At 39.5% G+C, this 24,013-nt stretch carries 25 protein-coding genes; 20 read left to right on the top strand and 5 right to left on the bottom strand.

Annotated features, from left to right (window positions below; all coding sequences use genetic code 11):
• The first annotated feature begins 7 nt into the window (after positions 1–7).
• Positions 8–961 carry a M15 family metallopeptidase gene (locus tag AW165_RS11170; protein ID WP_060465866.1) on the top strand — a complete coding sequence of 318 codons (954 nt, stop codon included), beginning with the start codon at positions 8–10 and terminating at the stop codon, positions 959–961.
• Positions 962–978: 17 nt separating this feature from the next.
• Entirely contained in the window at positions 979–2,136 is a 1,158-nt protein-coding gene (locus AW165_RS11165; protein ID WP_060465865.1) for a winged helix-turn-helix domain-containing protein, read from the top strand.
• 37 nt (positions 2,137–2,173) lie between these two features.
• Here the strand turns inward: AW165_RS11165 and AW165_RS11160 are convergent, their stop codons facing one another.
• Complete coding sequence (locus AW165_RS11160; protein ID WP_060465864.1) at positions 2,174–2,629, bottom strand: GNAT family N-acetyltransferase; 456 nt, start codon at positions 2,627–2,629, stop codon at positions 2,174–2,176.
• A gap of 112 nt (positions 2,630–2,741) precedes the next feature.
• Between AW165_RS11160 and AW165_RS11155 the strand changes: the two genes are divergently transcribed.
• Complete coding sequence (locus tag AW165_RS11155; protein ID WP_060465863.1) at positions 2,742–4,217, top strand: PLP-dependent aminotransferase family protein; 1,476 nt, start codon at positions 2,742–2,744, stop codon at positions 4,215–4,217.
• A 274-nt stretch (positions 4,218–4,491) separates the two neighbouring features.
• Here AW165_RS11155 and AW165_RS11150 read toward each other — a convergent pair whose 3' ends face one another.
• Positions 4,492–5,151, bottom strand: a complete 660-nt coding sequence (locus AW165_RS11150; protein ID WP_060465862.1) for an epoxyqueuosine reductase QueH — start codon at positions 5,149–5,151, stop codon at positions 4,492–4,494.
• Positions 5,152–5,603: 452 nt separating this feature from the next.
• Between AW165_RS11150 and AW165_RS11145 the strand changes: the two genes are divergently transcribed.
• The 3 genes from AW165_RS11145 (at position 5,604) to AW165_RS11135 (ending at position 7,162) form a co-directional block, all read left to right on the top strand.
• A complete protein-coding gene (locus AW165_RS11145) occupies positions 5,604–5,897 on the top strand; it encodes a hypothetical protein (RefSeq protein ID WP_060465861.1) in 294 nt (97 codons plus the stop codon).
• Positions 5,898–6,099: 202 nt separating this feature from the next.
• The gene (soxR, locus tag AW165_RS11140; protein ID WP_060465860.1) at positions 6,100–6,564 is read left to right on the top strand and encodes a redox-sensitive transcriptional activator SoxR; all 465 of its coding nucleotides are present in this window, start codon (positions 6,100–6,102) and stop codon (positions 6,562–6,564) included.
• A gap of 163 nt (positions 6,565–6,727) precedes the next feature.
• Positions 6,728–7,162, top strand: a complete 435-nt coding sequence (locus tag AW165_RS11135) for an I78 family peptidase inhibitor (protein ID WP_031947948.1) — start codon at positions 6,728–6,730, stop codon at positions 7,160–7,162.
• Between the two features lie 71 nt (positions 7,163–7,233).
• Here AW165_RS11135 and AW165_RS11130 read toward each other — a convergent pair whose 3' ends face one another.
• Positions 7,234–7,857, bottom strand: coding sequence for a hypothetical protein (locus AW165_RS11130; RefSeq protein WP_060465859.1), 624 nt, complete (start codon positions 7,855–7,857; stop codon positions 7,234–7,236).
• 470 nt (positions 7,858–8,327) lie between these two features.
• Here AW165_RS11130 and AW165_RS11125 point away from each other — a divergent pair, with 470 nt between their 5' ends.
• Entirely contained in the window at positions 8,328–9,707 is a 1,380-nt protein-coding gene (locus AW165_RS11125; RefSeq protein ID WP_060465858.1) for an L-serine ammonia-lyase, read from the top strand.
• A gap of 44 nt (positions 9,708–9,751) precedes the next feature.
• On the opposite strand, the gene paaZ is transcribed toward AW165_RS11125, so the two are convergent.
• On the bottom strand, positions 9,752–11,854 hold the full coding sequence (gene paaZ, locus AW165_RS11120) for a phenylacetic acid degradation bifunctional protein PaaZ (RefSeq protein WP_060465857.1): 2,103 nt from the start codon (positions 11,852–11,854) through the stop codon (positions 9,752–9,754).
• A 265-nt stretch (positions 11,855–12,119) separates the two neighbouring features.
• On the opposite strand from paaZ, the gene paaA reads away from it, so the two are divergent.
• The 13 genes from paaA to AW165_RS11055 all read left to right on the top strand — a co-directional run bounded on the left by paaA (position 12,120) and on the right by AW165_RS11055 (position 23,486).
• Positions 12,120–13,058 (top strand): 1,2-phenylacetyl-CoA epoxidase subunit PaaA, encoded by a 939-nt coding sequence (gene paaA / locus AW165_RS11115; RefSeq protein WP_039765472.1) that lies wholly within the window; start codon positions 12,120–12,122, stop codon positions 13,056–13,058.
• A gap of 32 nt (positions 13,059–13,090) precedes the next feature.
• Positions 13,091–13,381 (top strand): 1,2-phenylacetyl-CoA epoxidase subunit PaaB, encoded by a 291-nt coding sequence (gene paaB / locus AW165_RS11110; RefSeq protein ID WP_000389648.1) that lies wholly within the window; start codon positions 13,091–13,093, stop codon positions 13,379–13,381.
• 12 nt (positions 13,382–13,393) lie between these two features.
• On the top strand, positions 13,394–14,149 hold the full coding sequence (paaC, locus tag AW165_RS11105) for a 1,2-phenylacetyl-CoA epoxidase subunit PaaC (RefSeq protein ID WP_060465856.1): 756 nt from the start codon (positions 13,394–13,396) through the stop codon (positions 14,147–14,149).
• A 16-nt stretch (positions 14,150–14,165) separates the two neighbouring features.
• Positions 14,166–14,666, top strand: a complete 501-nt coding sequence (paaD, locus tag AW165_RS11100; RefSeq protein WP_005070011.1) for a 1,2-phenylacetyl-CoA epoxidase subunit PaaD — start codon at positions 14,166–14,168, stop codon at positions 14,664–14,666.
• Between the two features lie 23 nt (positions 14,667–14,689).
• Positions 14,690–15,751, top strand: a complete 1,062-nt coding sequence (paaE, locus tag AW165_RS11095; RefSeq protein ID WP_060465855.1) for a 1,2-phenylacetyl-CoA epoxidase subunit PaaE — start codon at positions 14,690–14,692, stop codon at positions 15,749–15,751.
• 8 nt (positions 15,752–15,759) lie between these two features.
• On the top strand, positions 15,760–16,533 hold the full coding sequence (locus AW165_RS11090) for an enoyl-CoA hydratase-related protein (RefSeq protein WP_060465854.1): 774 nt from the start codon (positions 15,760–15,762) through the stop codon (positions 16,531–16,533).
• Entirely contained in the window at positions 16,533–17,324 is a 792-nt protein-coding gene (gene paaG, locus AW165_RS11085; protein WP_060465853.1) for a 2-(1,2-epoxy-1,2-dihydrophenyl)acetyl-CoA isomerase PaaG, read from the top strand. Before AW165_RS11090 ends, paaG begins: the two co-directional genes overlap by 1 nt.
• Positions 17,325–17,326: 2 nt before the next feature.
• Positions 17,327–18,865 carry a 3-hydroxyacyl-CoA dehydrogenase gene (locus AW165_RS11080; RefSeq protein WP_060465852.1) on the top strand — a complete coding sequence of 513 codons (1,539 nt, stop codon included), beginning with the start codon at positions 17,327–17,329 and terminating at the stop codon, positions 18,863–18,865.
• A gap of 12 nt (positions 18,866–18,877) precedes the next feature.
• Complete coding sequence (pcaF, locus tag AW165_RS11075) at positions 18,878–20,086, top strand: 3-oxoadipyl-CoA thiolase (protein ID WP_000390396.1); 1,209 nt, start codon at positions 18,878–18,880, stop codon at positions 20,084–20,086.
• Between the two features lie 40 nt (positions 20,087–20,126).
• On the top strand, positions 20,127–21,416 hold the full coding sequence (gene paaK / locus AW165_RS11070) for a phenylacetate--CoA ligase PaaK (RefSeq protein ID WP_060465851.1): 1,290 nt from the start codon (positions 20,127–20,129) through the stop codon (positions 21,414–21,416).
• 53 nt (positions 21,417–21,469) lie between these two features.
• On the top strand, positions 21,470–22,435 hold the full coding sequence (gene paaX / locus AW165_RS11065; protein ID WP_000062822.1) for a phenylacetic acid degradation operon negative regulatory protein PaaX: 966 nt from the start codon (positions 21,470–21,472) through the stop codon (positions 22,433–22,435).
• Positions 22,422–23,027, top strand: coding sequence for a DapH/DapD/GlmU-related protein (locus tag AW165_RS11060; protein WP_060465850.1), 606 nt, complete (start codon positions 22,422–22,424; stop codon positions 23,025–23,027). The genes paaX and AW165_RS11060 overlap by 14 nt, the downstream gene beginning before the upstream one ends.
• A gap of 75 nt (positions 23,028–23,102) precedes the next feature.
• Positions 23,103–23,486: a PaaI family thioesterase gene (locus AW165_RS11055; RefSeq protein WP_004709473.1), complete on the top strand. Its 384-nt coding sequence runs from the start codon at positions 23,103–23,105 to the stop codon at positions 23,484–23,486.
• A 36-nt stretch (positions 23,487–23,522) separates the two neighbouring features.
• Here the strand turns inward: AW165_RS11055 and AW165_RS11050 are convergent, their stop codons facing one another.
• A complete protein-coding gene (locus AW165_RS11050) occupies positions 23,523–23,945 on the bottom strand; it encodes a hypothetical protein (RefSeq protein WP_060465849.1) in 423 nt (140 codons plus the stop codon).
• Positions 23,946–24,013: the final 68 nt, after the last annotated feature.

Here is a 24,013-nt window from a genome sequence, read left to right as displayed (position 1 = left end):
TGAACTGATGATGATCTTTCTCATTTTCTTTTGCTTTACATGTTTGGCAATTGGTTTAGCGTTTTTAATGTCTTATGAACTCAGGAGTAGAAGCAAAGATTTTGTTTTGTCATTACTGCCCCAAGGGCGTAAACAGCTTAATCAGGTTAAACAATTTGCTCAAACCATGAATCAGGCAGCTGCTCCTGAAAAATTACAATCTCATTGGTATTTACAACAATGGTGGATTGTAATTGCAGGCTTTTTCTTGTTTGCCAGTATATTAGTTTTTGCTTTTACTCGTCCGATTAGTTCAACCCGAATTGAAGCTGAATATCTGAAAAAAACAGATCCTCAAATTTATGCACTTTTAAATGGTGAAATATTATCACCACCGCCAGAAGTAGATGAAAGCCTAATTGAAGCCGCAATTGTTGAGGCCACGCAGTTAGAGCAGCAATATTCGTCTCAAAATAGTGGCGCTATTAATTCTTCACCGATTGATAACGCCAGTTTCGATGGTCGAGCTATTTTGGATACAAATTTAGTTGATCGTAAATGGGACAAAATGAACCCACGATATAAACAGCGTTTACTCATGGTCTTTAAAATCATGAAAGAACAGTATGGTTATGAGTTAGTTCTATTAGAAGGTTATCGTAGCCCAGCACGTCAGAATATGTTGGCGGGCAATCCAAATACGACTAGAGCGAGAGGTTATCAAAGTTATCACCAATTTGGTTTAGCTGCTGATGTAGCATTTAAACGAAATGGGAAAGTGGTTATTTCTGAGCGAGATCCGTGGGCAATGCAAGGCTATCGGTTATATGGGCAAGTCGCCGAATCGGTTGGTTTGACTTGGGGTGGACGTTGGAAATCTATCCAAGATTATGGGCATACCGAGTTCCGTATGCCAGGCTTAAGAAAAACTCAAGAAATGGCAGAAAAACTGATTGCTGAAAGTTCGAATGATATAAGTTAAGAAATTAAGGATTTTCTATGACTTCTTCTTTGAAACAGCTCACTTTATTTAATCAAGGTTTAGGAAAAACCAGTCGATTTGCAAAAGGTATGGACGGAACTTTACAGGCGATTGAGCATTTAGGATATGTGCAGATTGATACCATATCGGTTGTAGAGCGAGCTCATCACCATATATTGTGGAGCCGAGTACCTGATTATGAGCTAAGTCATCTCAATAGTTTGGTTGGTGAGCGGCAGATCTTTGAATATTGGTATCATGCGGCGTCTTATCTTCCTATGAAAGATTATCGCTATACATTGCCTGCCATGATGTCTGTCAGAAATGGAGAAAGCCGTTATTTCAATAGAGGTGATCAACACCTTATGAATGAAATTTTGGCACGTGTTCGTGCTGAAGGAAAAATTCGTCTCCGTGATATTGATAAGAATAATAAAAAGAGTTTGGGAAACTGGTGGAATACCGGACCAGGCCGCCGTGCTTTTGAGCAGTTATATATGCAGGGTGACCTGATGATCTGTGAGCGTAACGGAATGGAAAAGGTCTTTGATTTGACCGAGCGCTGCTTGCCTGAAAATATTGATTTAAGTATGCCTACGCTTTATGAATATGCGCAGTATTTGTTTAATAATACGCTTCGAGCGCATGGTGCATTTACATGGAAACAATTAGTTCATCTAAAGAAAAATGATCTAAAACAAACTATGCGCATCATTCTGAAAGAGCATATTGATGCAGGGGTTGTATCAGCAATTAAACTTGAGAATGGTCAAACTTTATATGTTGATGTTGCTGCAATGGAACAAAAGGTTAGTACTGATTTCGGTTTAAAAATACTTTCACCTTTTGATAATTCTCTTATTCATCGTGACCGTTTAGCTTCTTTATTTGAATTTGATTACCGCATTGAATGCTATGTACCAGCGGCCAAACGTGTATATGGTTATTTTTGCTTGCCGATCCTATATCAAGATGAGTTAGTCGGCCGAGTAGATTGTAAAGCGCATCGTTCTATCAAAGAATTAGAAGTGATTAGTCTGCATTTAGAAAAAACAGTAAAAAATAAGGAGCTCTTCTTCTTCGAACTGGAACAAGAGCTCAAGAGTTTTGCTGCGTTTAATCAATGCTCAACTATTAATGACAAAGTGATTCAGCGTATTCGTACTAAAATTTAAACACCAAAAGACTCCAACTTTTGGTGTTTTCATCTTTTTAATTCAAAGGCATACGATATTCAATAATTCCTGGTTTTTGTGCAATCCAGTCATAAAGCTTTTGCGCTGTTAGATTGGTTTCTTGAGTATGCCAATATAAACGGTCACAGTTGTGTTCGATAGCTTGCTTCTGTACATATTCAATGAGTTGCTTACCAATGTGTTGTCCACGAACTTCAGGTGAAACATAAAGGTCTTCTAGATAACAGTAATTATTTTCTGCCCATGTTGAACGATGAATAACATAGTGCACAATTCCTAAAACCTGCTCACCTTGTTTAGCAACGGCACAGTACACAGGTTCATTTTCATCGAAGAAACGTTCCCATGTTACTTTTGTGACATGAAGGGGTAAATTCACTTGATAAAAATTTTGATAAGCAAGCCAATATTTTTCCCATTGTGAATAATCTTGCTGCTGAACAGGAACGATTTGAAGATCTTGATTTTGCATAATAATTACACTCTGTTTTAAAGTAATAAAAAATCGACAACTAGAGTGTAGTTTTGATAGTGGTATTTTTATAAGATACACTTTTGATATTTTTTACAGTACCAGTTTTGATATGGCAGCTCCGATTTCTGCATCTTTTCCACATTTAATTTTGCCAAAAGGCCAGATTAAAGATGGACTATATACGGCTTTGCGTGATGCCATTTTAGATGGAAGGTTAACTGCCGGAACAAAATTACCTTCAAGTCGTGCTTTGGCAGAGATGATGTCAATTTCAAGAAATTCTGTATTGGCGGCTCTTGAACGATTACTGGATGAGGGATATTTATTTACCAAACCAAGTTCGGGTACCTATGTTGCTGAGGTTGTGCCAGATCAGTTAATACACGTTCAAAAAAATTCAAAAGAAACGTCTAAAAATACTCATCGTTCCTTAAATATTAATCCGAATATTGAAGCTTTATTGGATTCATGGCGGAAGCAGTCATGGTTAAGTAAAAAGAAAAAGATGTTTCATGTAGGGGTAGGCTGTATTGATTTATTTCCTCATCAACTGTGGGGCAAGTTATTAACGCAAGCTTGGCGGCAGTCGTATTATCAGCTTGGTCAATTTTACGACCCACGTGGCTATCTACCTTTGCGTCAGGCAATTTGTGAATATGTTCGCTCCACTCGAGGCCTGAACTGCAACGAAGAGCAAATTATTATCGTAAACGGAACGCAGCAGGCTATTCATTTAACAGCCTATGCCTTGCTACAAGCAAATGATGAAGTGTGTTTGGATGAGCCGGGATATGATGCAGCTTTTAAGATTTTTCGAAGTTTTGGGGCTCAGATAAATTTGATCGAGAGTGATGAGGAGGGAATGCAAATCTCTGACATTACAAATCATTACTTCAAAAGCAAACTGGTCTATACAGCACCTTCACATCAGTTTCCTTTAGGGGGAACTTTAAGTTTAGCTCGCCGTTTTGCTTTATTAGATTGGGCAAACAAACAAGAAAAATGGATTTTTGAAGACGATTATAATAGTGAGTTTCGTTATGGCACGCACCCAATTCAAGCACTACAAGGTTTAGATCAGCAGCAAAGAGTCATTTATTCTGGAACTTTTACCAAAATGATGTTTCCAGAGTTTCGTTTAGGGTTCATGGTTGTACCTGAAGCATTGATTGAAACCTTTAGTGCAGCTAAATACTATACTGACGTGCGAAGTTCATATTTAGAGCAGGTCGCTTTAGCTTTATTCATTCAACAAGGCCATTATGCTCGACATGTACGTAAAGTTCGAAAAGCATGCTATGAGCGTCAACAAGTATTGATTAACGCTATTAATGAATACCTTTCAGATGTACTCGATGTTCAACCAACAGATTCAGGCATTCATCTTATATGTTGGTTAAAAGCATCATGGACTGAGCAGGAGTTTATTTCTCATTGCTCGGCATTGGATTTGGAGATTCAACCTCTATCAAGATATTGTCAACTTGAGTCGAAAAAAGCAGCAGTTCTGTTGGGCTATGCTGCACATCAACCTGAGGAAATGGTGGAAAATATTAAGAGACTAGCCATCAGTATCAAAAAGTAAAATAGCTAAACTTTTCAAAATTATATCTGGATTTTAGAGTGATTTTATTTTTAATGGGAAGGGAAAAATATTTATTCGATTTTAATATTTTGATGAAATTTTAAAAAATTTAAATTTAAAAGATTTATTAATCTTATTTTAAGCTAACTTCATTATTCTAAAAACATCAAAGCTCAGTACAGTACACCTTTTGGCCACATTCTCCAGATGTGGCCTTTTTTTATTAGGAATAAATATAGCTTAGAATGAATTAATTTTTTAAGGAGAATAAGATTTAATCTTCTTCCATGGCATTACTATAAAACTTAACGCCTAGTTTAATTCGATCTCGACCATTACTCATACGCCAGCGATTGGTGTCACGTAAAGAATATACACAGCCGCAATATTCCTGTTGGTAAAATTCCTCTCGCTTACTGATTTCAATCATTCGACTAGAGCCACCATTTTTTCGCCAGTTATAATCCCAATATTGAATATCTGGATAATTGGATGCTGCCCGAATTCCACAATCATTAATTTGAGCCATATTTTTCCAACGAGAAATTCCTAAGGAACTACTGATGAGACTAAAGCCATGTTCATGTGCATAAAGGGCAGTTCGCTCGAAACGCATATCGAAACACATGGTACAACGAATACCACGTTCAGGTTCATTTTCCATACCTTTAGCTCGAGCAAACCAATTATCCGTATCATAATCTGCATCGATAAATGGAATATTATGCTTTTCTGCAAAACGAATATTTTCTTCCTTACGGATGAGATATTCTTTTATCGGATGAATATTAGGATTATAAAAAAATATTGAAAATTTAATTCCAGAATCAATTAATGCTTCCATAACTTCTCCTGAACAAGGAGCACAGCAAGAATGAAGTAATAATTGGTCATGTCCAGATGGGAGCTCTAATTTTAAACGTTGAGTTGACATAATAAAAATTAAATTGTAATTCTAATAATTATATATTTTTATTTTGCATAATGTGAACTGAATTATTTTCAATTAAACATGAAGTTAATTTAATATCTTAAGATTTATTTATTACTTTATTTGTGGTTTAGTTGAATATAATGAAATAATTAGATTATTAAATATTAAAATTATTTATATCGGCGCTTTTAAATTTATTAACCGAAATACTATATAGTAATATAAAATATAGATAAATTTAATATTTTTTAAAATAATAATATTAAAAGATAGCTAGGTAAGTGATTGATGTTTCTAGATATAATTTGAAATTTTTACGTTTTTATTGTGATGTCTGTCACAAATAAACCTTATTTTTTCAATTAAAATATTTCTTTAGATTTGTAGCTTTAATAAATCTATACTATAAAATTCGATGTGTTTTTAAATTTAAGTGTGTGATTATTTGAGATATGAAAGATTGGCAATGTAAGTATTGTAATGGTTACATTATGGTTAATCATTCAAAGATCAGTGTAGGAGAAAAAGTTTACTTTTTGGTATATAAATTTGATGCAAAGAATGAACGGAAAAAATTATATAAAAAGGGAATTGTAGTTGCTCGCTACGATCATATACTTCACATTGAGTCACGTAAAAAAACTTATAAGATCGAACAAGCTAAGGTCTATCCATTAGGAGCACCAATGCCTTTTGTTTACAACATGTTTTGGATTTGCGGGTGTCCATGTACCCTACAAAATTAATTTCTTAAATTTAAATGTCGGCAGCTCATTTTATAAATTTAATTGAATTAGTAATCGTATCAAATTTATTTTCACAGCTTTTATAGAAAAGTTAAGAGCGATAAGCTCATAAAAGTGGCTTTTAGCAGTTAAGGTGTTTAGATTTTCATTTGACAAAACCAATAGGCTCTCTTATAAACCTCGAGTAAAGTTGAGGTTAATCATGATAAGTGAAAATAAAAAAGCTGACTCTAGTCGAGTTTTGACTGTGGGTGAAGTTGCAAAAAGGAGTGGAGTTCCTGTCTCGACCCTACATTTTTATGAGGCGAAGGGGCTGATAAAAAGTATAAGAACCAATGGTAATCAGCGCCGTTTTCCCTTAATCGTTTTAAGATATATTGCGATTATTAAAGTTGCTCAAAGAGTAGGAATTCCTTTAAATGAAATTAAAGAGGCTCTTAGCGCATATCCTATGGGGAGCAAATTAACAGCTAAACAGTGGAAAGAGTTATCAAGCCATTGGCGAAAAGATCTCGATGATCGTATTCAAAAATTAACGAGGTTACGGGATGAAATGGACTGGTGTATTGGTTGCGGTTGCTTATCATTAGAGCAATGTCCATTAAGAAATCCTGAAGATGTTTTAGGGCAAGACGGATCTGGAGCACGAATTTTGGAAAGGCCATGATCGCAATATTTTGATAATTATTTTTAGAAAGGAAAATCTTAAATTCCAATCAATTAAAGAAATGGTGAGTAGAACTCCCAAGTGAGTTTTTTATTGTAAACAAGACACATGAAACATGAATTTTTTTGATATCTTTAGTTTTTTTATTAAGAAGCAAAAATTTATGAAAAAAATTATCTTTCTTGGCTTAGCGCTTGTTTCGTTAACGGCTTGTTCATCTGTACAACATAAAGATTCAACTCCACCAAAAATTGGTTCACCAAACCCAGCTAGTCAATATTGTGTTGAACAAGGTGGGAAATTAGAAATTAGAAATGAAGCAAATGGTCAGGTTGGGTATTGTCATTTACCAAACGGCCAAGTCGTGGAAGAATGGAAATTATTCCGTGATAATCAAGCAAACTGTGTAGCAGAAGAAGCTCAAAAATTAGTGGGTCAATCTGGCCTTACTGATGATCAAATTAAACAAAAAACTAAATCAGAAATTGTGCGCAAAGTGGCTCCAGGTCAACCAATGACTATGGATTATCGTACAAACCGAGTTACAGTTACTATTGATCCTGCTTCTAAGAAAATTACTCAGGCAACCTGTGGTTAATATGTTTAATTAAAGTTTGCTAAATCAAATTTTAAAGAAAAGAGCCTGCTGAAAATGCAGGCTTTTTTACTTTAATTTTCGGAATAATGGATAACGGGATACTCTTTTTGTTGTGGCAGCTTCTGTAAAGCCTGATTAATTTTGATGAGAAAAATATCCACTTTGTCTTGGCTTGGATTGTTGGTGTTGTATGAAGCTCTTTCTTGATAGTTAATTCCGCATCCAATAATTTTCATATTTGCAGGGTTAAAGCTCCAGTCATTTTTATTTTTGATCGAGATATCTAAATCACTATCACATTCTTTCCAGAGTTTTAAAAATTGATTGGAATATACAGCTGGAGCTTCTTGTGCTCGGTAGGCTGTAAATCCTTGCATTTCGGGATTAGCAAACTGAAGGAGATGATTGGTAGGCATTCCTCCCCAAAGTATAGCCGTATCTTTCGGTAGCTTTATTCCTGTTATATGTTCTTCTTTAAGTGGTGCAGTTTGCTCATCTTTCTGTTTGGACTTTTGAGATTTATAAACCAGTTTTGTTCCAACAGGAACTGTTACACCTTTGATTTGAGTTATTTGTGTTGTATAGAAATAAGGCGAATCATCACGGCTACAGCCTGTCGGGTTATAACAACCAATACAACCACTTAATAATAAAACCGGGCAACTTAAAACACTTAATTTGAATACTCGATCCATTTTTCTTGTCTTTAATTATGTCTAGAAATTTAATATATCAGTATTTAAATCAATAATAAAAAAAGCCCCTAGCGGACTAGAGGCAGAAAAACATCAGATGCAAGAACAGGTGAATTATGCATCTGAGTTAAGTAGGTTGTATCAAACCATGTAAAGCACTTTACCAGCAAAAATGAATAAAAATAGGGAGGTGCGACTAATGGCTAATATTTGTAGTTTTTTATTTGTACAACTTCCTGTACTTGTTTTAAGGAAGGAGGCGCTAATACATTTATATTTGTTAATAAAAACTACAAAAGTTATGGCGGTGAAGAAAGTTATTTATAGTGATTGTTCAACCGTTGTCTTTTTGTGCTACTGCCGAAGAGTTATTCGTGATTTGTACTTGGCTTAATGATAATTTTAGAGCTATCCGAAAGGACACAATAATGACGAACATACGAATAATAATGAATCGAAGGTAGGACCACGTGTTTATTAGTGTATTTGATCTTTTTAAAATTGGCATCGGCCCATCTAGCTCCCATACAGTTGGACCCATGCGAGCGGCATACAGTTTTGTGGATGATTTATTGAAGCAAAACGATTTACAAGCAACAGCTAGAGTTCAGGTGAAGTTATACGGTTCGCTGTCGGCAACGGGTGTCGGTCATGCGACAGACAAGGCTGTTCTGTTAGGTTTAATGGGTTTTGACCCTGAACATATTGATACCCAAGTAAGTACAAGCTTGATTGAAGATGTTCTAGAAAATAACGCCATCCAGCTTCATCGGCAAAAGAGTATTGCTTTTGACTATAAGCATGATGTGCTTTTTTTAGATGACTCTTTGCCTTATCACCCCAATGCAATGGAACTGATTGCGTATAACGAGGCTCAAGAAATTTTATATGCAGAAACTTACTATTCGGTTGGTGGTGGCTTTATTGTTAGCCAAAGACAATTAGCACACACCCAAACTGAAACAAACGACGTTAAGGTTCCATATCCATTTCACAGTGCGGCTGAACTTTTAAGCTTATGTAGAACTCATCATTTATCAGTGAGCGAGTTAATGCTTGAAAATGAAAAAAGCTGGCGTAGTGAGGCTGAGATTCGTAGCAAGATTATGGAAATCTGGAAAGTGATGCAGCAGTGTATTCACAACGGATTAATTAATGAAGGCATATTACCAGGCGGATTAAACGTAAAACGTCGGGCTAAAAAAATTCACGATAAGTTATTAAATAAGAAAAACTCAAACCTGATTGTGATGACTTTCCATGCGATGGAATGGGTCAATTTATTTGCCTTAGCGGTAAATGAGGAAAATGCTGCTGGCGGTCGAGTAGTGACGGCACCCACAAATGGGGCAGCAGGAATTATTCCGGCAGTTTTATATTACTACGTGACTTTCTCTAAAGACTTTTCCGAAGATAAAGTGGTTCGTTTCTTTTTAAGTGCAGCAGCCGTTGGCATTTTATGTAAACTCAATGCTTCTATTTCTGGTGCAGAAGTAGGGTGTCAGGGCGAAGTCGGTTCGGCATGTGCGATGGCTTCGGCGGGTTTAGCCGAAATTTTAGGAGCATCACCTGAGCAAGTGGAACATGCGGCTGAAATTGGGCTTGAACATAATTTGGGTTTAACGTGTGACCCGATTGGTGGTTTGGTTCAGGTGCCTTGTATTGAACGAAATGCAATTGCAGCCGTAAAAGCCATTAATGCAGCCCAAATGGCACTTCATGATGACGATGAACACTTTGTCACGCTAGATAAAGTGATTCAAACCATGAAGGAAACAGGCAAAGATATGTCTGAGAAATATAAAGAGACTTCAAAAGGTGGTCTCGCTGTTAACGCAATTGAGTGCTAAAAAAAATGAGATGGGGACGAGGTGACCCCATCTCATTTTAAACATTAAGCCTCACGAGCAACTAAGGTTAAAATGTCGTAAGTTGCGACAAGTTCACCACGTTGGTTTTTGACTTTAATATCCCATACCACAACGCCATGCGCTGGCTGAGACGGGTCTTTTTGTGGTTTAGGGGTTTTCTGTTTACAGGTGAGTTCAACCTGAATCGAGTCACCAATTTTAACCGGTTCAACAAAGCGTAAGTTGTCCATACCGTAGTTGGCAATCACAGGGCCTTGTGCTGCATCGACAAATAGACCTGCTGCGGCAGATACAATGAAGTAACCATGTGCCACACGCTCACCAAAGAAAGACTCGGCCGCTGCGATTTTGTCGGTATGTGCATAGAAATAGTCACCGCTTAAACAAGCAAAATTGACAATATCTGCTTCGGTGACTGTACGACGCGCTGTTAATAAACGTTCACCAATCACTAACTCATCAAAAGACTTTTTAAATGGATGTACACGGTCTTCATTAACTTTTGAGCCAGCAGTCCATGAGTGGGTAATTTGTGTCAGACTATTCGGAGAGCCTTGAATTGCAGTGCGCTGCATATAATGTTTAACCGCGCGAATACCACCTAACTCTTCACCGCCACCTGCACGACCAGGGCCGCCGTGTACTAAATGTGGAAGTGGTGAACCATGACCTGTACTTTCTTTTGCTGACTCTGCATCGAGTACATGCACACGGCCATGCCAAGGCGCAATTTTTTGAATAATTTGTTCAATATTCTCATCATTATTTTTAACGACAGAAGCCACTAGGCTACCTTCACCACGTGAAACAAGATCAGCCAGTTCTTCAATGTTTTGATATGGCATGAGTGTACATACTGGACCGAAAGCTTCCGTGGTATGAACATTCGTTGCTTGTAAAGGTTGTTCGCACACCAATAAAGTTGGAGCGAAAAAAGCGCCTTTTTCAGGATGATCTGCATTAAATGTAAAACTATCGTTGCCACCAAAAACAATTTTTGCATCTTTGCTGAGTTCGGCAACCTTTTCTGCAACGTCATGTTTTTGTTTAATGCTCGCTAAAGCACCCATGGTGGTTTCTTCTTTTTGAGGGTCACCCACTACAACTTTAGCAAGTTTGGCAGTTAGTTTCTCTTGCACAGTCGCTAACAAGTTTTCAGGAACAAATGCACGACGAATTGCAGTACATTTTTGGCCTGCTTTGGTGGTCATTTCACGGAAGACTTCACGCACAAATAAATCGACAGTTTCTTCATTTGCCTCAGGGCTTAAAATTGCGCTGTTTACCGAGTCGGCTTCCATACTAAATGGAATCGAATATTTATTGAGGTGAGGGTGGTTACGTAGTTTTTGGCCTGTGTAAGCAGAACCTGTAAAGGTCACACAGTCTTGTGGGCCTAACTGTTCTAACAGATCATAAGTCTGACCGCAAATGAGTTGTAGCGAGCCTTTTGGTAAGACATGTGTTTCTTCAATGGTTTTTACAACCGCTTGAGTTAATTGGGCACCATCGGTTGCAGGTTTAACAATACATGGCACACCTGCAAGTAAAGTTGGTGCAATCTTTTCAAGCATTCCCCAAATTGGAAAGTTAAAAGCATTAATGTGAACTGCAACCCCTGCTTTAGGGCTTAAAATGTGCTTAGCACCGAAAGTGCCATTTTTAGAGAGTTGAATCCAGCTGTCTTCAGTAATAATTTTTTCGTCATTGAGTTCACGGCGAACCAGACTTGAATAGGCAAATAACGTCTGGATGCCACCTTCAATATCAATCCATGCATCTTTACGAGTTGCGCCTGTCGCATAAGCAAGTTTGTAGAACTCTTCTTTACGCTCAAGTAAATGTTGGGCAATTTGTTTTAACGCATTTGCACGTTGGTGAAATGTCCAGTTAGCCAGTTCTGAACCATTTTGTTTGGCATATTGAACAACACGTTTCATATCAATGCCATGACTACTTACAGCATAAATCGCTTCACCTGTAATAGCATGGTAAACAGGGCGTAGTTCTTCACCCGTCGAATGCCATGTTCCATAGACAGAAGAAGCAAGATGAGGCAGTTGATGCTCAGACTGCTGAAAATCTGTGTCAGTTGAGGTTCCTTCTAGGTGTGCTTGTTCAAGCATGACCAAACTCCTTTTTTATGTGATACATCAATTATAAAAACTGCAAAAATATGATTCATAATTTCAGATTAATTTGTCTAAAAGTCAACTTTATTTTGATTTATAAAAGTAAAAAGGTTTTTTACAATTGGTTTAAAATTAATAATTTCAATAACTTGATATGTTTTATTGTTGTGGATTTAATTTGATACTAAAAAAGTGATTGACTTTATTTTTAGTGTATCGAAAAATAGATTCAAGGGTGATACCTACAGGGAATGAAAGAATGGAAAACAATTACCAGAAATTTGAACAAAATATTGCCAATGAAATTACGATCGAGGCTAAGGATCAAATGCCCGATGCCTACCGCAAAACATTGATTCGTCAAATTGGACAACATGGCCATTCTGAAATTGTAGGTATGTTGCCTGAAGGAAACTGGATTACTCGTGCGCCGACTTTAAAACGTAAAGCGGTTTTGCTTGCGAAAGTACAAGATGAAGCGGGTCATGGTTTGTATTTGTATAGCGCGGCAGAAACTTTAGGTGCTGACCGTGATGACATGATGGAAAAATTAATTGATGGGAAAATGAAATACTCATCAATTTTTAACTATCCAACTTTGACTTGGGCAGATGTTGCTGCAATTGGTTGGCTTGTCGATGGGGCAGCTATTGTGAACCAAGTTGCGCTTTGCCGTACTTCATATGGGCCATATGCACGTGCAATGGTACGTATTTGTAAAGAAGAAAGTTTCCACCAACGCCAAGGTTTTGAAGCCATGATGGCTTTGGCAAACGGTACGCCAGAACAAAAACAGATGGCACAAGATGCGGTAAATCGCTATTGGTGGCCAGCACTGATGATGTTTGGTCCAAGTGATGAACATTCTCCAAACAGCGCACAAAGCATGGCGTGGAAAATCAAACGCTTTAGTAACGATGAATTACGTCAAAAGTTTGTTGATAACACCGTGCCACAAGTGTTGCAACTTGGCTTGGAAGTACCGGACCCAGATTTAAAGTTCAATGAAGAAACAGGCCACTATGAGTTTGGCGAGATTGACTGGCACGAATTTAATGAAGTAATTGCCGGACGTGGACCATGTAATCACGAGCGTATTGAAGCACGCCGTAAAGCATGGGAAAACGGCAAATGGGTTCGTGATGCAGCAGTGGTCTACGCGAAAAAACAGCAGTTTGAAGCGAACAAAGTTGCTTAACAAGATTTATGGAAAAATTTGAGGAAATCAAAATGGAAGATAAAAACAACTGGTCGCTCTACGAAGTATTTGTACGTAGTAAACAAGGCTTAAGCCACCGTCATGTAGGCAGCTTAAGAGCACCTGATGATGAAATCGCACTGCAACATGCTCGTGATGTTTATACACGCCGTAATGAAGGAATTAGCATTTGGGTGGTTCGTTCAGAACTGATTAAATCATCACAGCCAGATGAAAAAGCTGAATTTTTCGATCCTTCTTTAGACAAGGTTTATCGTCATCCGACTTTTTACCATATCCCAGACGGCATTGAGCACATGTAAGGGGAATGGCAAATGAATCATTCAGTTTTATCTAAATTCTTATTACATATTGGCGACAGCCAACTGGTTTTATCTCAGCGTTTGGCTGAATGGTGCGGGCATGCACCTGAGCTTGAAATTGATATTGCCTTAGCAAATATCGGTTTGGACTTGTTGGGTCAGGCAAGAAACTTTCTGACTTTGGCTGGTCAATATGATGAAGCTCAACGTGATGAAGATCAGCTTGCGTATTTCCGTACAGAACGTGAATTTTTAAACCTATTGTTGTGCGAACAACCCAATGGTGATTTTGCTCAAACGATTGTGCGCCAGTGGTTGATGGACCATTACCATCTTCATTTATTTAAGGCGTTAACCCAAAGCTCGCTTCCTGAAGTCAGTGCGCTTGCTGTGAAATCTTTAAAAGAAGTGAAGTATCACATTCGTTTTTCGACAAGCTGGATGGAGCGTTTAAGTTTAAGCACAGATGAAGCGCATCAACGTGTACAAGACGGATTAAATAATTTATGGCGCTTTACCGCTGAATTATTTGAACTGAGTGCAGACGAAAAAGCATTAGTTGCAGAAGGTGTGATTCCAGATTTTTCAAATGAAAAAGAACAATGGAACCAAACCATTGCAGATGAGCTTAAGCGTTTTGAATTGAATGTTGCTGTGAACGGTGCTTATCGCCGTGGTGCGAAACAAGGATTGCATACTGAGCATTTAGGTTATTTGTTAGCTGAAATGCAAAGTATTCAAAGAACTTATCCGGGCATGACCTGGTAAGACAAGGAGGTGAGCCATGCAAATGATTCGTCATTGCATCGACCAATGTTGGGATGTTCTACAAACGGTAAGTGATCCTGAAATTCCGGTTTTATCGGTTGTCGATTTAGGCATGATCCGCGGTGTAGAGCTTAATGATCAACAAGAAATTATTGTTCGTCTAACTCCGACATATAGCGGATGCCCAGCAACAGATATGCTCAAAGCACAAATTGTTGAGGCATTTACTGCAGAAGCTTTGACACCGGTCAAAGTGATGGTCGATTTATCAGAAGCATGGACCACAGACTGGATGTCTGAAGCGGGTAAAAAGAAACTGCAAGTTTATGGCATTGCACCACCTGAAGGGTTGGCGCATCAGTGTGGAACTCACGTTCATTTAAATGATGGCGTTGAGTGCCCACGTTGCAAAAGCCGACACACCCGACTGTTAACAGAGTTTAGTTCTACCGCCTGTAAAGCACTTTATAAATGTCAGGACTGTCTTGAGCCTTTTGATTACTTCAAATGTATTTAAGTCTTTAGATAAGGAAATCAGCCATGAGCCAATTTGTACCATTAAAAGTAAAAAGTATTACGCCTCAAACCGATCAGGCAATTTGTATTGCATTTGATGTTGTACCTGAACAACAAGAACAATTTCAATTTCAACCGGGGCAACATTTAACCATTCGCCATTTAACTGAAGCGGGTGAAATCCGTCGTTGTTATTCAATTTGTAGTTATGCAGGCAAAGAAGACATCAGCATTGCGGTTAAAAAAATTGATCAGGGTCAATTTTCAAACTGGGCAAATGACCATTTAAAAGTGGGCGATGTGCTTGAAGTGATGCCACCACAAGGTGTGTTTTTTCAAAAAGCAGCCAAGATGGGCGGACAAAACTATTTAGGCGTTGCTGCGGGGAGTGGTATTACCCCAATTTTATCCATTGTTAAACAAGTTTTGTTTGAACAACCTGAAGCTAAATTCACGTTGCTCTATGGCAATCGTTCATGGAAACAAACTATGTTTGCCGAGCAAATTATGGATTTGAAAGATCAGTTTAAAGAACGCTTTCAACTCATCAATATTTTTTCTCGTGAGTTCAACGATAGTGAACTCATGAACGGTCGTATTGATGCAGAAAAGCTTAAGCAACTTTTTGATTTTGAAGTGCTTGAAACAAATTTCGACCATGTGTTTGCCTGCGGCCCAGACGAAATGATGAATGCCGTAGAAAATACTTTACCGAACTTTGGTATTGCCAAAGAGCGCATTCACACCGAACGTTTCCATACAGGGCAAGCGCGTAAACGTAGTGTTGAAACGGATGCAAACCGTAAAGAAGAAAAAGTAAACATCATTTTAGATGGTCGTGAGCTGATTGTTTCTGTAGCTCAGGACGACGAAAGTATTCTTGATGCGGCTTTACGTGCTGGTGCTGATTTACCGTATGCATGTAAAGGTGGGGTGTGTGCGACCTGTCGCTGTAAGGTGCTTTCAGGCGAAGTCGACATGTTCCTTAACTATAGTCTTGAAGAAGATGAAGTTGAAAAGGGCTATGTGCTGAGCTGTCAGACCTTACCAAAAGGCTCAAATGTTCGCTTGAGTTTTGATGAATAGAGGCTGTCATGCAAGAGTTGATCAAAGCCAGTACAGCTGCTGACGGTGTTTTGTTATTAACCCTAAACCGTCCGGAAAAAAGAAATGCTTTAAACAATGCAACATTGCAGTGTTTGTGCGAGTTGCTCGAAGAAGCTGAATATAATGCTCAAGTCAAAGCAGTGGTTTTAACGGGTAACGCTCAGTGTTTTGCGGCTGGAGCAGATCTAAGTGAGTTGGCTGCAATGGACGCCGTGTCTTTGCAACTCGATATTCGCCCGAAGCTTTGGCAAAAAATTGATGCTTTTAGTAAACCGCTGATTAGTGCAGTGAATGGCTATGCCTTGGGCGCTGGGTTTGAGTTGGTTTTACATTCAGATATGGTGATTTGCGGTGAAAATGCCCGTTTTGCTTTACCTGAAATTGGCCTTGGTATGTTGCCGGGTGCAGGCGGAACGCAGCGTTTAGCGCGCTTGGTAGGGCAACAACTCACCATGCGCTGGGCTATGACAGGTGAGATGATTTCAGTAAAACAGGCAGAGCAACATGGCATTTGCAGTCAAGTGGTTCCGACCGAATTAACCGTTGAATATGCGGTTCAGCTTGCAGCCAAAATTGCGAAACAAGCGCCTTTAGCGATTCGTGTGATTAAACAATCAATTAAAAGTATTCATGAAACAACGTTAAGTCAGGGACTCAAGTTTGAACGTCAAAACTTTGTCTGGCTGGCGGCTACAAAAGATCGAAACGAAGGGATTAATGCTTTCTTTGAGAAAAGAAAGCCAGTGTTTAGAGGTGAGTGATGGACTATCAAAATATTATTGCTGAAGAAAAAAATGGTGTTGGCTACCTGACATTTAACCGCCCAAAAGCACTGAATAGCTTTAACGTTGATATGCACCGTGAAGTGGCTGAGGTTTTAAACCAGTGGACTAAAAATTCGGATGTTCGCTGTGTTGTGATTAGTGGTGAAGGCCGCGGCTTCTGTGCAGGGCAAGATTTAGGTGATCGTGTAGTAGACCCAAATGCTGAAGCTCCAGATTTAGGATATTCCATTGAAACTTACTATAACCCGCTCATTAAAACGATTGTAAATATGCCAAAGCCTGTCATTTGCGCGGTAAATGGTGTGGCAGCAGGTGCAGGGGCAAATATTGCACTGGCGTGTGACTTGGTGATTGCAGCTAAATCGGCAAACTTCGTACAAGCATTTTGTCGCTTAGGTTTAGTTCCAGACTCTGCGGGTACATGGTTTTTACCACGTGCTGTAGGTCATGCGCGTGCGATGGGTTTGACCTTGTTAGGTGACAAGCTACCGGCAGAAACCGCAAAAGAATGGGGCATGATTTGGGATGTTGTTGAGGACGCCGAGCTTAAAACAAAAGTGACTGAACTCGCTGAACGTTTAGCGAAACAACCTACTTTTGGTCTATCTCTTATTAAAAAAGCCATTCATCAATCAAGTAATAACACCTTTGATGAGCAAATGCTGTTAGAGCGAGATTTACAACGCATTGCTGGTCGTTCCGAAGATTATCGTGAAGGTGTACAAGCCTTTATGAATAAACGTGAACCAAATTTTAAAGGGCGCTAAGCATGACAGATTTAGATTTATCTCGTGCCCGAATTGCCGTGATTGGTTCTGGCACCATGGGCATCGGCATTGCCCAGTTAGCCATCGTTAATGGGCACTCGACCGTTTTATATGATCTGGACGCTCAAAAAGCGCAACAAGCCGCTCAAGGCTTAGAGCAGACGTTTAAAAAGCTGGTTGAAAAGAGCAAGCTCACACAACAGCAAGTTGATGAAGCCTTAGCGCGTTTAACGGTGGTCAATCAAGTTGAAGCACTGCGTGATGCTGACTTGGTTATTGAAGCAGTTGTTGAGAAAAAAGAAGTTAAACAGTCTTTATTTAAGCAACTTGCTGAAATTTGTAGTGCGCAAACCATTTTTGCAAGCAATACATCTTCAATTTCAGTAACTGCAATTGCGGCGGGCATTGCTCATCCTGAGCGCGTGGTAGGTTTACACTTTTTTAATCCTGCGCCAGTCATGAAACTGGTTGAAATTGTACAAGGCTTAAAGACACCAAACAGCTTATGTTTGGCTTTAAAAAACTTGATGTTGGGCTGGAAAAAAATTCCGGTACTCACCAAGTCGACTCCTGGATTTATTGTTAACCGAATTGCACGTCCATTTTATGCAGAGGGCTTTAGAGCACTGCAAGAACAAGTCACCAGCTACGACCAGCTAGACTATGCCTTAAAGCAATGCGGCGGTTTTGCGATGGGGCCGTGTGAACTAACCGACCTCATTGGGCAAGATGTTAACTTTTCGGTAACCCAAAGTGTTTACCAAGAGTTTTTTTACGAGCCACGCTACCGTCCAAGCCTGATTCAAAAAGAATTGGTCGATGCAGGTGCTTGGGGCCGTAAGTCAAAACAAGGCTTTTATAGCTATAACGAAAAAAATCAGTACGAGACATTTCAGCCTCAAGCTGTGGTTGCCAAGCCAATTGATGCACATATTCAGCTAAAAGGGACTTGGTCTCAGCTACCTGCTTTTTTAACGCGTTTAGGTTTAAAAAGCGGATCTGCGAGTGATGACAATATCCTTCAAATTGATGATATCGACTTACGTTTAAGCCAAGGTGAGTCAGCCAATATTCATTACCTGAGCCGTAAAGTGGTTTTAATGGATTGGCATCATGATTTTGAGCATGCGGAAGCTTTAGTACTCAGTCATAACGAACTTTGTGAAGCAAGTGATCTGGCTAAAGTTGAGGCTTACTTTGCACAGTTTGGCATGAGCGTGATGTGGATTAAAGACCATCCGGCACTGTTAACCTTACGCACCATCGCTTTACTCATTAATGAAGCGTGTGAAGCAAGTTTACATGGTGTTGCGAGTCTGGAAGATATTGATAATGCCATGAAATATGGAGTGAATTATCCTAAAGGCCCTTACCAGTGGTTGACACAAATGGGCGGTGCTTATGTGCTCCAAACCTTAAATAACTTATATGCACTGTATGGAGAGGAAAAATATCGCGCGAGTATCTATCTCAAGCAATATGTAGCAAAAACTCAAAACATTGCTACCCAATATTCACGTGATATGACTGAATTTGCATAATCAGGAGTCAACATGGAAGACGTTTTAATTTGCGATTTTATTCGTACCCCAATTGGACGATATGCAGGTGCCTTAAGTGCAGTACGTGCAGATGATTTAGCTGCATTGCCCATCAAATATTTAAAAGATAAACACCCGAACCTACCGTGGAATACGGTAGACGAAGTGTTTTTAGGATGTGCTAACCAAGCAGGTGAAGACAACCGTAACGTTGCACGTATGGCAACACTGTTAGCAGGCTTACCTGATACTGTACCAGCCATGACGGTCAATCGCTTGTGTGCTTCAGGTCTAGATGCAGTAGGGCTTGCGGCACGCTCAATTAAAGCTGGTGAAGCACAATTTGTGTTGGCAGGTGGTGTTGAGTCGATGAGCCGTGCGCCATTTGTACAAGCTAAACCAACTGAAGCATTTAGCCGTACACCTGAAATTTATGACACCACCATTGGCTGGCGCTTTGTAAATAAGCAACTTAAAGCACAATACGGTACCGACAGCATGCCCGAAACTGCTGAAAATGTAGCTGAAAAATACCAGATTAGTCGTGAAGACCAAGATGCGTTTGCATTGCGTAGCCAACAAAAAACGGCTGCTGCACAGCAAAACGGTTTCTTTAACGATGAGATTTTGCCTGTCGAGATTGTAGACCGTAAGAAAAACGTAGTTGTGGTGAACCGTGATGAACATCCGCGTGAAACGACACTTGAAGCACTCGCAAAACTAAAAGCGCCATTTAAAAAAGAAGGTGGTTCGGTGACTGCCGGAAATGCCTCTGGTGTAAATGATGGCGCCGCGTGTGTGTTAATTACCAACCGTGAATTTGCAGATACACATGGTTTAAAACCTTTAGCACGCGTGATAGGCATTGCAAGTGCAGGGGTTGAACCCAAATATATGGGTATAGGTCCTGTTCCGGCTGTGCAGAAAATTTTAAAGCAAACAGGTTTAACGCTAGATCAGATGGATGTGATTGAGCTGAATGAGGCATTCGCGGCCCAATCTTTGGCTTGTATGCGTGAACTTGGTTTAAAAGATGACGATGAGCGCGTTAACCCAAATGGTGGTGCGATTGCACTCGGACATCCGCTCGGTATGAGTGGTACACGTTTAGTGATTACCGCAACACGTGAGCTAAAAAAACGCGGTGGACGCTATGCACTTTGCACGATGTGTGTAGGTGTTGGACAAGGCGTCGCACTGATTTTGGAAAACTTAAATTAATTCAGACGGTTTTTAAAATTACATAATGAGGAGAGAGGCGATGGACAGCCTTACAATGGATAATGTTGAGCAATTAACACTTGCAGAGCTTAGAGAGCTGCAAACTAAACGGTTAAAACAAACCCTGACTTTTGTATATGAAAATAGTCCGGTCTATAAGAAAAAGTTCGATGAAGCGGGTGTACATCCTGATGACTTCGTAACTTTAGACGATCTGGCGAAGTTTCCATTTACCACTAAACAGGATTTAAGAGACAACTATCCGTTTGGGATGTTTGCCGTACCGCAAGAGCAAATTGTGCGTTTACATGCATCATCGGGTACAACGGGTAAACCGACTGTGGTGGGTTACACCCAAAAAGATATTAACACTTGGTCGGACATTGTTGCGCGTTGCTTACGCATGGCAGGTTTAACCGCGAAAGATATGGTTCAGGTGGCTTATGGCTATGGACTGTTTACTGGTGGTTTAGGCGCACATTATGGTGCAGAGCGCTTAGGTGCGACGGTTATTCCAATGTCTGGCGGGCAAACTGAAAAGCAGGTTCAGCTTATTCAAGACTTTAAACCGACTGCAATTATGGTTACGCCATCGTATTGCGTGAGTATTATTGAAAAGCTCGAGCAGCAATTTGGTACTGCACGTAATACGTCTTTAAAAGTCGGTATTTTTGGTGCCGAGCCGTGGACCAACGAACTGCGCCGTGAGATTGAAGAACGCCTCAATATTAAAGCACTCGATATTTATGGTTTGTCTGAGGTCATGGGGCCGGGCGTTGCCATGCAGTGCTTAGGTGAGGGCGAAGGGCTAACCATTTGGGAAGATCATTTCTATCCGGAAATTATTAACCCTGAAACGGGTGAAGTCTGTAAAGATGGCGAACTTGGCGAGTTAGTCTTTACAACCATTACCAAAGAAGGCTTACCGATTATTCGTTACCGTACCCGTGATTTGACCCGCTTACTACCGGGTGAAAATCTGGCTATGCGCAAAATGGATAAAATTGTGGGTCGTAGCGACGACATGCTGATTATTCGCGGTGTGAACGTTTTCCCGACTCAAATTGAAGAGCAAATTTTGCAAGTTCCGCATTTAGTTCCAAATTATGAAATTTTGGTGACTAAAAAAGGCCATATGGATACTTTGCATATTCGTACAGAGATGTGTCATAACTGTACTATACAGGCCAATCAACTTGCTCAGGAGTTGATGAAACGCATTAAAACCATGATTGGGATTAGCGTTACTGTAGAAGTTGTGACAGAAGAGACCTTACCTCGTTCGGAAGGTAAGGCAAAGCGGGTAATCGATATGCGTCAGATTGCTTAACATCAAGATCATTCAGGGTATAGAATCTATACCCTGAAACTAAACGCCAAGACATGAGTATGAGTGCAAAAATACAGCAAATAATTGATTCTGTTGTAAAGAATGAAACCTTAAGTGGAACTTCGCTTATTTCGACAATTTTTGGAGATTCAGTACTTCATCGGGGTGGAAACATTAGTCTTGCAAGCCTGATTCAGTTATTAGAGCTGTTTGGTTTTAATGACCGTGCTGTAAGAACCTCTGTTTTTCGTTTAGTTAAAAATGATTGGTTATGTTCAGACAAAATCGGCAGAACCAGTTTTTATCGCATTACCGATTCAAGCCGTTCGACTTATTTGCAAGCCGAGCAACGCATTTATAACGACCAGATGAAAGAGTGGGATCATTATTGGGATCTTATTCTGATGTCTAGCCTCGATACTGAAAATAAAGCGTTGCTAAAGAAAGAACTCGAATGGTTAGGGTTTGCCAATATTTCGACAAACTTAATGGCTTATCCGGGTTGTAACCGGATTGAACTGCAACGCTTGTTGGTTGACTTAAATATGAGTGAGCAAGTGGTGGTGTTTAAAGCCGAAACATTGCAGCTCTTTAATAATTCGGTCGATACCATTGGTCGTATGCTCAGAACCAACTGGCCAATTGATGAATTACGTCAAAGATATTTACAGTTCCTCGATATTTTTAGAGAAATTGGCGTGTTGCTGATGCAAGAAAACGAACAACTCGAACCTGTTCAGGCCTTTCAAATTCGAACTTTGCTGATTCATTATTATCGACGGATTTTATTGAAAGACCCTGCATTGCCGCTTGAGTTGTTGCCAACTGACTGGCCCGCGATTAGTGCACGAACGTTATCAATGAATATTTATAAAAAAGTATTTGAACCTGCCGATGAATACTTCTTGTCTGTTGCCGCAACAGCAGAAGGACCAATGCCAAATGCCACAGCGCACTATTGGCGCCGTTTCGGAGGTTTGGTTGCGACAAATGAGAGGTTAAATCATGCCTTGTTATAGTATTGACGGTGTTATTCCTGTGGTCAGCCCAGAGGCTTTTGTACACCCAACTGCTGTTTTAATTGGTGATGTAATTATTGAAGCGGGCGTATATGTAGGGCCATTTGCATCATTGCGTGCCGATTTTGGACGTATTCATATTAAGCAAAATGCCAATATACAAGATAGCTGCACCGTACATGGTTTTCCGCAAAGTGTGACTTTAGTTGAAGAAATGGGACACATTGGGCATGGCACAACTTTACATGGTTGCCGTATTGGAAAAAATGTTTTGGTCGGCATGAACACCGTAATTTTGGACTATGCCGAAATTGGTGAAAACACTATTATTGGTGCAAATAGTCTGGTTAAAACCAAAGACATTATTCCGGCAAATGTATTGGCAATGGGTAGTCCTGCCAAGGTAGCACGTGATTTATCAGAACAAGAAAAAAAGTGGAAAACTAGAGGCACGCAAGAATACATTGAGCTTGCACAGCGCTGCTTAAATTCAATGCAAGAAGTTCAGCCTTTAAGCTCAGAGTTGGGTGACCGCCTGACCTATAAGGACTTTAGTTCTTCAAACTATCAAATTAAACAAGATAGTGTTTAACGGCTTTTAATTAGTCGATTTCAATACACATAGATTTAACACTTAAGGAATACTCGCACGAGTAGGGAGACGTTTGTGCAAAAAATGGAAACTACTGCGGTTGATCAATTCGCCGAGTTATTGGGTGTGCAAGTGCTGCATCGCAGTTTTGATGAAGCGCGTTGCCAGCTTAATGTGAAAGACGAGCACATGAATGCATTGGGCGGCGTGCATGGTGGCGTGATATTTTCTTTAGCCGATATCGCTTTTGCGATGGCTTGTAATGCAGGGGATGCGCCATATACGGGCCTACAGGCGGATATTCGCTATATGAGTGGTGCAAAAGATAAGGTGTTATTTGCAACAGCAACTAAGGTTGGAAGTAGTAAAAAATTTGCGCATTATGAAGTTGTGATAACAGATGGTCTGAATAATAGAGTCGCTTTATTTACATCTACGTGTTATAGGCTTGCGCCGTGATATGCGATTGTTTGCTGGTTAGAGATTTAAAGATAACTAGCCAGTACAAAACCAACGTTCGAAGTTTCCATCTTTATCATAAATTTTGTGAGCTAATGCATAAGGGCACTGTATTAAGAAGTACCATCCTATATAATTATTTTCCTCATCCATTTTATTGATAGCATCACTGCCGATCCAGACTTGCTTTAACTGCTTAATTTGTTCTTCTGCTGATCCAGTTAGCAATTCTCCATCTCTAGATGGGTCTTCAAAGTTTAGATTATAAAATAGAGAAATATCACCAGTGTCTAACAAGCTTTTTAAAGCCATGAAGAATGCTGTATCTTGGTCATATTCGAGCATAACCGTTGGATAAATTTCTTTGAGAAAGTTACCCGATAAATAGAATAAATCATCTAAACCCTCCTTAAACTCATATTCATGAAAGGTTTTTAGAATTAATTCTAGTTGATTCATTAAAATTTATGCTCCGTGATTTTAAGAAAATATAAAACTAACATAGAAGCTTCTGCTAAATCCCTAAA

Origin of the sequence: Acinetobacter sp. LMB-5, from assembly GCF_001541635.1 — a bacterium.
In the GTDB taxonomy this organism is placed as follows: Bacteria; Pseudomonadota; Gammaproteobacteria; order Pseudomonadales; family Moraxellaceae; genus Acinetobacter; species Acinetobacter pittii.
The sequence above is the reverse complement of the archived record's forward strand: the minus strand, read 5'-3'. Positions and strand labels throughout refer to the sequence as shown.